We start from the raw sequence: 7221 nt of genomic DNA, 5'->3' as shown, positions 1-7221 counted from the left end.
GCGCCCTTCACTTGTTTGGTCTACCGTCTCGGTGAGACCGTTGCCCTCGCAACGCTGCGTAGTATAGCGAATGCCGCCGATTTTGTCAAGCGCCCTCCGCATACACCGGTTTACAGTATCAGAATGCGATAAAATGTTTTTGATGCCCGACTGTTGCCATGGGTAATGGGGACGAATTTTTGGATTGAGTTTGGCGTGCGGCAGTCCACTTGCCGCACGCCGCATTGCGCAATGGCAATGCGCAATGGAACGAAACTGCTATACTATTTGAGGTTGCCGCCATGAGCGAGGTGCCTATGTGGTTTGCGCTGTTGTGGGTGGTGTGCGCGCTCGCCCTGATCGCGAGTTTTGGCGCGAATTGGCGGCGAATGCGCCGCATCCCGCGCTTGTCGCCGCCTTGTTTGCCGCCCGATCCGCCCTTTATTTCGATCCTTATCCCGGCGCGGAACGAAGAGCGGGCGATTCGCCGTTGCGTGAGCGGGGCGCTGGCTCAGCGTTATCCGCACTTTGAGGTGATTGTGGTTGATGATGGTTCGACCGATCGCACGCCGGCGATTTTAACCGAGCTGGCCGCAACCGACTCGCGGCTGCGGGTGGTGCCGGGCCGGCCATTGCCGCCGGGATGGGTCGGTAAGTGTAACGCTTGCCAGCAAGCGAGCGATGCCGCGATCGGCGCGTGGTTGCTCTTTCTCGATGCCGATACGGCGCCGGCGCCTGATCTGGCGGCAGCCTTGCTCTGCCATGCGCAGGCCACGCATGGCGATATGGTGACAATCTTCCCTTTTCTTGAATTGGGGTCGTGGGCCGAACGTTTGGTGTTGCCGCCATTCATTGCGCTCATTGTGTCGATTTTTCCCTTCGAGCGGCTAGCCCAGCCTGATGTGCGTCCCGACGAGGTACTTGCGAATGGCCAGTGTATTTTCGTTCGCCGCGCCGCGTATGATGCGATCGGCGGCCATAACGCTGTGCGCGGCGAGGTGCTCGAAGATGTGCGGCTCGGCCAGACCTTGCGCGCTGCTGGGTTTTCGGTGCGTGGTGCGATTGGGATGGAGTATCTGGCTGTGCGGATGTATACCAATGCCGCTGAAGTGGCCGAAGGCTTGATGAAGAACGCTTCCGCCGGTTCACGCAGCGGCGGCTGGCGTTCGTTGACCGGCATGGCCCTGCTATTGGCGCAAGCCTACGGGCCGCTTATGCTGATGGCTGGCGGTCTGCTGAGCGGCGGCGTTGCTGGGTATGCCGCTGCCGGCGCTGGCCTGCTGGCGTGGCTGGTTGGCTTGCTGTTCTGGGGAACGCTGTACCGCCAATTTTACCGGCTCAGTCCACTGTATGCGCTGTTGTGGCCGGTTGGCTTGCTGATGTATCTCTTTATTGCCGGTTATGGGATTGTGCGCGTGCAGTTGGGTCGCGGGGTGACGTGGAAGGGTCGCCGGTACGCGGGATGATGCCGCGTACCGGCCCGTTTACCGGTTTACGCCAGCTTGAAATCGACGTGGATGAATTTGCGCGTGACCGGGTGGCGTTGCACGACATAAATCACCACGGGGTACGCCGTCCCCTCGATGTCGAGCGTGAACGATTCACCCTTCGGTACAGTGCGGAAGATCTGCTCGAAGTCGCGCTCGTTGATCTGAATCGCGGTCGTTTCCACTCCCTTGCCGTAAAAGTTGGCCGGCAAGATGCCTTCGCGGCGCAGAGTCTTGACCTTTTTGCCGAAGATGTGGCGGCGCTGAGCTGCCAAGGTGGCGTTTGCCATAAGATGCCTCTCTTTGGTGTTTACGGAGGGGAGAAGCTGGCCCGTTGCCAGCCCGAGACCCTCCAGCGATCCGAAGGGATAGTATATCATAAAGTGACAGTGGCGCTGTCAATGAATGAGGTCGTAGCGCGCTTGCTCCATAGGTTATGTGGTAGGATTGCCAATATGGCGAGGTGACTCTTTGGCCGAGACTGCTAGTACCGATTCGATCGCTTTGGTTGCTGAGGTAGTCGTTCGCGCACCGGCGCGCCGGCACGACGGTACATTTTCTTACCGCGTACCCGTTCATCTCCATGACCTGATCACCGTTGGGCATCTGGTGTGGGTGCCGTTCCGCCAACAACAAGTGCAAGGGGTGATCGCCGGCTTACAGCAACGTCCGGCTAAGGGGCTGCGCGATCTGATCGATCTGGTCGATCCGGAACTATCGATCCCGCCATTGGCGATTACCTTGGCGCATTGGGTTGCGCAAACCTATTACACCTCTCTTGCCACGGTGCTTGATCTGTGCTTGCCGCCGGGCACGGCTCAGCAGGCTGTCACCACGTGGCGAGCCACTCCCGATGGTCTGCGCTACGAGTTGGGCGGGTTGCCGGAACGCGAGCGGGCAATCCTGTTTTATCTCCGGCGGTATGGCGAGCAGAGCGAGCTTGATTTGCGCGCGGCATTGCGCGGCAGTGATGCCGATTTGCGCGCGGCGTATCGGGCGTTGGCCGAACGCGGTCTGATTACGCGCGGGACGCGCATCGATCCGCCGCGAGTGCGTCCACGGCGCGAGCAGGTGGCGCAACTGGCCGTCCTTGATTGGGAAAACGCGCTTGGCGAGCTTCGTCGCGCTCCGCGGCAGGCTGCGGCGTTGCGCTGGCTGGCCGAACAGGGAGCGGCCCAATCGCTGGCGGCATTGCGACAGGCTACCGGCCTTGATGTGGCCGGGGTGCGTGCGCTAGAACGGCGTGGCTTCATCACGCTGTCTGAGCGTGAGATCTACCGTGATCCGCTGGCGTCGCTCACACCGCCGCCTGATACGCCGCCGCCATTGACCGCGGCCCAACGCGAGGCTTACGAGACCATTGTGCCGGCGCTTGAGGCCGGCGCCGGCGGCAGATTTTTACTGCACGGCATTACCGGCAGCGGCAAGACGGAAATCTACTTGCGCTTAATTGCGCGCGCATTGCGCCTAGGCCGGCAGGCGCTGGTCTTAGCGCCTGAAATTGCGCTCACGGCGCAATTGGTGCGCCGGTTTGCCGCTCGCTTCGGCAGCCAATTGGCGGTGTTGCACAGCGGTCTGAGTGACGGTGAACGCTACGATGCGTGGCGGCGGTTGCGCCGTGGCGAAGCGCGTCTGGCAATTGGCGCGCGCTCGGCGCTGTTTGCGCCCTTGCCCGACTTGGGATTAGTGATCGTTGATGAAGAGCACGAGCCGAGCTACAAGAGCGATTCGGTCCCGCGCTACCATGCTCGCGACGCCGCGTTGCAATTAGCCGAATTAGGCGGTATTACGGTCGTGCTCGGCAGCGCAACGCCGAGCGTCGAGAGTTTTTACGCGGCTCGCACCGGGCGTCTGCATCTGTTGCAGTTACCTGAACGGATCGGCGGTCAGATCGGCGTCGATGGTTTGGTGCATACTCGTCCGTTGCCATTGCCGCCGGTGCGGATCGTGGATATGCGGCGCGAGCTGCAACAAGGCAACAACTCGATCTTTTCAACCGCATTGCAACAGGCCTTGGCCCAGACGCTCGAACGTGGCCAGCAGGCGTTGCTCTTCCTCAACCGGCGTGGCGCCGCCTCGTTTGTGTTTTGCCGTGATTGCGGCTATGTCGCGCGCTGTGATCGCTGCGCTGCGCCGCTAACGGTGCATTACGATCAGGAAGCGGGCGAAGCTGGTGCGCCGGTGAATATTCTGATGTGCCATTCGTGCGGCCAGCGGGCCGTCGCGCCGGTTGTTTGCCCCCAGTGTCTCAGCCGTAAGATCAGAGCTCTAGGAGCCGGCACGCAGCGCGTGGCCGAAGCGGTGCGCGAACTTTTCCCGCAAGCCCGCGTTGCCCGTTGGGATCGCGATAGCGCCACCGGAAAGGATGCGCACGGCAAGTTGCTGGAAGCAATGTTGGCGCGCCAAATCGATGTCGTGGTCGGCACCCAGATGATCGCTAAAGGGCTTGATCTGCCTCTCGTGGCGCTGGTTGGCGTGATCCTTGCTGATACCGGTCTGCACCTGCCCGATTTTCGCAGCGGTGAACGCACCTTCCAGCTCTTGACCCAAGTGGCTGGGCGCGCCGGACGGCGCAGCGAGGGAGCGCAGGTGATCATCCAGACCTACCAGCCTGACCATTATGCGCTGCAAGCGGCGCGTGAACACGATTATCAGGCGTTTTACCGGGAAGAGATCGCCTTTCGCCGCGCCTTGGCCTACCCGCCCTTTGGCCGGTTGATCCGGTTTGTCATCAGCAGTTCGAGTGAAACAACCTGCCGCAAGCAAGCCGAACGCCTTGCCGCCGATCTCCAACGTTACATCAACGAGCGCGATCTGGCCGGTTGGCGCTTGATCGGCCCGGCCCCGGCCTTCTTTCGCCGTCAACGCGATCGTTGGCGTTGGCACGTGTTATTGCGCGTGCCTGCCGATAGCGCCACTCAAGCCATTCACGCTGCGCTCGACGCGCTCGGCCCGCTGCCCGGCTGGATCATCGACATTGATCCAGTGCAAGTGTTATGAACAAGGCGAACGCCAGCGCAGGCGGGTTTGGCGAAATCAAAGACCGGCGCGCAGCCGCGCCGGTCTATCGGGGTCAAGAGACGTAACCAGATTAAGCGTACTCCGCGACGTTCTGCTTCGCAGCCCGCGCTGCGCGGCGGCGCATGCTGGCATCGAGCTGAGCAAAGAACTCGTCGGGGTTGACGCTAGCGGCTGCGCAGGCATCAGCAAAGCGCAGATTGCTGCGATCAATCCGGTGCTCGCGCAGAAATGCCCGCGCCTCGGCGCCAAACGTCTGCAACACCTCTTCGACCGTGTACTGCTCAAAGTTCCCGTTGCGCATTGTCGTGCTCCTTTTTCATCTATCAAGACTATCTTCGTCGCGACGGCTTCATTGCCGGTTGCGCTTTCATCATACTGGATATTTTGTACAATTGCAAGAGTTTTGATTTGTGCAAAATGTACAAATTACTGCGAGAGGTAAAACTCATCACGCAATGGCAACATAGTCATTGCGCGGTTCGCCGTATCTGAAGCAATGCTCCGCCCCTAGCGTCAATGATGGCTGAAGCTAGGTTAGGCCTTGCTCGCAGGGGCTTCGCCGGGCGACTCACTATCACTGGCAGTCGTGGTAGGGAACGGTCAAGAACGTGCCGATGCGTGAGTCCTCGCGCCAAGAACGCAACGGGTTGGCCAGCAGCCCGCTGCGCGGGCTTCGTAAAAATAGCCCGGCCCTTCAGGACCGGGTTTCCTCCTCCCCGCTCCCGCGCCAGTGGGAGCGAGGCAAGGGGGGCGGGGCACCGAGCAGCATAGCCCCAAAGACCCCCAAACTCAGATGATGCTTGTTGGGCCTTTTGGGTCTTTTTGTGGCTATGCAGCCCGCTGCGCGGGCTTCGTAAAAATAGCCCGGCCCTGAAGGGCCGGGTTCCCTGTTGTCCACCCAAAGCCCCACACGGTGCGCAGGAAACAAATGGGATGAAGGCCACAAAAAGATCAGACTAAGGCCAACGTCCACCATGTCTCACAACGCTGCATGTGTGAGCAGAAGGTCATACTGGCATCCGCGGTAATGCCGTACATCCAGATGCCGCTAGGCCAGCCGTTGCTTTAGAGCGGCGAGACCGTTAATGGCCAACTGGCTCAACTATGTCGCTCCGTTCTCTGGTACTGCGTTCATCGGCCTGCAGGGCATACTCGCCGGCCCACGCCTGAATGCCGGGCCAGTCGCGCAACGCCGCTTGATGCACAGCGTCAGGTCGCCAGATCTGCTCGATGTAGTCGCGATCGATCTGAACGGGATGGAGACTTTTGAATGGCACGACCGTTGTTGTCTCGCCCTTGCCCCATTCTTCTTCATCACCGGGGCCGAGCGGGAGCGCCAGCTCGTGAAACGTAACGAGCTCAGGGTGGCGGGTGCGGTCAATGAGCGCATCGGCGGCCTCGCACACGCGCCCGTGATCGAGCAAGGCTGCCAGCAAAACATCGGTCATCCGTGATCGAACCGTCAGTTGTGCCAGCCGGAGGAGATCCATCCGCACGAGGAGATCGAGATAGCCGCGCACAGCCATGCGGCTGCGATCGTTGCTGCCCCAACGCAGGCCGATGCCAGCGGCGGCGGTGGCGGTGGCGTTGCGGCCAAGGCTGCCGGCAACGGTTTGCGCCACTGGGCCGCTGGTGACAACGTAGAACCGGATCGTCTCGCCAAGCGCCCAATGGCGCACAATCTCAGTTCCGCCTTGCCGCTGGTGCTTGATTTCGATCTGCTCGATCCGGGCCGCGCGGAAACGCGCATCGAGTTCGTCATCGCGCCCGGCTTCAATGTGGAAGCCGATGTAGGGGCTGAATCGTTTGCTGCCAACTGGCCGGGCTAGGCTTTTGCCGTTGGCGTATTGGAGGGTAATGGCTTCAGTGATGGCTTGAACTCGATTGCGCCCAATCATGCGTTTGCTCCTCTTGGTTGCCGTACCGGATCGTGCGCTCAATTATAGTACAAATGTTCGATTTTGTAAAGAGGGCACACCATCACCGCAAAAACAAAAAGACCCCTGCCAAACTATGGCAGGGGTCACCGGATGCAGGGACGTTACGGCGCTACTTTCAGAATAATCGGCACGAAGACGCGCGCCGGCTCAACGATGATCTCGTAGTTGAAGCTGGCGGTTTGGCCATTGCTGTCGGTCACGGTGATGGTAAAGCTGTACGTGCCGACTTGCGTTGCGCGCCCTTCGAGCCGGCCATCAGCGCTCAGCGTGATCCCCGGCGGGAGTTGGCCGCTCACTTGGTAGGTATAGCTGCCGCTGCCACCAGTGGCGCTTAGTTGCTGTTGCACGTTACTGCCGACTGCCAGTGATGCCGGTAAGCTCAGCTCCAACTGCGGCGCTTGGCCCGGTGTCGGAACCGGGGTGGCCGTCGCGGTCGCGGTTGGCGTAGCGGTCGGAACCGGCGTGGCCGTCGCGGTTGGCGTGGCGGTCGGAACCGGGGTCGCGGTGGCGGTCGGCGTGGCAGTCGGAACCGGGGTGGCCGTCGCGGTTGGCGTGGCGGTCGGAACCGGGGTCGCGGTGGCGGTTGCGGTTGGCGTGGCGGTCGGAACCGGGGTCGCCGTCGCGGTTGCGGTTGGCGTGGCGGTCGGAACCGGGGTCGCCGTCGCGGTTGCGGTTGGCGTAGCGGTCGGAACCGGGGTGGCCGTCGCGGTTGCGGTCGGCGTAGCGGTCGGAACCGGGGTGGCCGTCGCGGTTGCGGTCGGCGTAGCGGTCGGAACCGGGGTGGCCGTCGCGGT

Annotated in this window: 6 protein-coding genes; 2 read left to right on the top strand and 4 right to left on the bottom strand. The window is 61.6% G+C overall.

Annotated elements, in window-relative coordinates; genetic code table 11:
• Positions 1-281: 281 nt before the first annotated feature.
• Positions 282-1445: a glycosyltransferase family 2 protein gene (locus A6A03_RS18080; RefSeq protein ID WP_245669056.1), complete on the top strand. Its 1164-nt coding sequence runs from the start codon at positions 282-284 to the stop codon at positions 1443-1445.
• 26 nt (positions 1446-1471) lie between these two features.
• Here A6A03_RS18080 and A6A03_RS18075 read toward each other — a convergent pair whose 3' ends face one another.
• Positions 1472-1756 (bottom strand): 50S ribosomal protein L25, encoded by a 285-nt coding sequence (locus A6A03_RS18075; protein WP_066791072.1) that lies wholly within the window; start codon positions 1754-1756, stop codon positions 1472-1474.
• Positions 1757-1937: 181 nt separating this feature from the next.
• On the opposite strand from A6A03_RS18075, the gene priA reads away from it, so the two are divergent.
• Positions 1938-4466 (top strand): replication restart helicase PriA, encoded by a 2529-nt coding sequence (gene priA, locus A6A03_RS18070; protein WP_245669055.1) that lies wholly within the window; start codon positions 1938-1940, stop codon positions 4464-4466.
• A 91-nt stretch (positions 4467-4557) separates the two neighbouring features.
• On the opposite strand, the gene A6A03_RS18065 is transcribed toward priA, so the two are convergent.
• From A6A03_RS18065 to A6A03_RS20770, 3 genes are all read right to left on the bottom strand, one after another.
• Positions 4558-4788: a hypothetical protein gene (locus A6A03_RS18065; protein ID WP_066791070.1), complete on the bottom strand. Its 231-nt coding sequence runs from the start codon at positions 4786-4788 to the stop codon at positions 4558-4560.
• Positions 4789-5569: 781 nt separating this feature from the next.
• Positions 5570-6385: a hypothetical protein gene (locus A6A03_RS18060; protein WP_066791066.1), complete on the bottom strand. Its 816-nt coding sequence runs from the start codon at positions 6383-6385 to the stop codon at positions 5570-5572.
• Between the two features lie 143 nt (positions 6386-6528).
• Positions 6529-7221: Ig domain-containing protein (locus tag A6A03_RS20770; RefSeq protein ID WP_216636365.1), on the bottom strand; the 693-nt coding region annotated here is incomplete at its 5' end.

It is taken from the genome of Chloroflexus islandicus, assembly GCF_001650695.1.
GTDB classification, from domain to species: domain Bacteria; phylum Chloroflexota; class Chloroflexia; order Chloroflexales; family Chloroflexaceae; genus Chloroflexus; species Chloroflexus islandicus.
The sequence above is the reverse complement of the archived record's forward strand: the minus strand, read 5'-3'. Positions and strand labels throughout refer to the sequence as shown.

Coding starts and splice junctions, on each gene's coding strand:
- A6A03_RS18065 (WP_066791070.1), bottom strand. CDS start 4,788: ATGCGCAACGGGAACTTTGAGCAGTACACGGTCGAAGAGGTGTTGCAG.
- A6A03_RS18060 (WP_066791066.1), bottom strand. CDS start 6,385: ATGATTGGGCGCAATCGAGTTCAAGCCATCACTGAAGCCATTACCCTC.
- A6A03_RS18075 (WP_066791072.1), bottom strand. CDS start 1,756: ATGGCAAACGCCACCTTGGCAGCTCAGCGCCGCCACATCTTCGGCAAA.
- A6A03_RS18080 (WP_245669056.1), top strand. CDS start 282: ATGAGCGAGGTGCCTATGTGGTTTGCGCTGTTGTGGGTGGTGTGCGCG.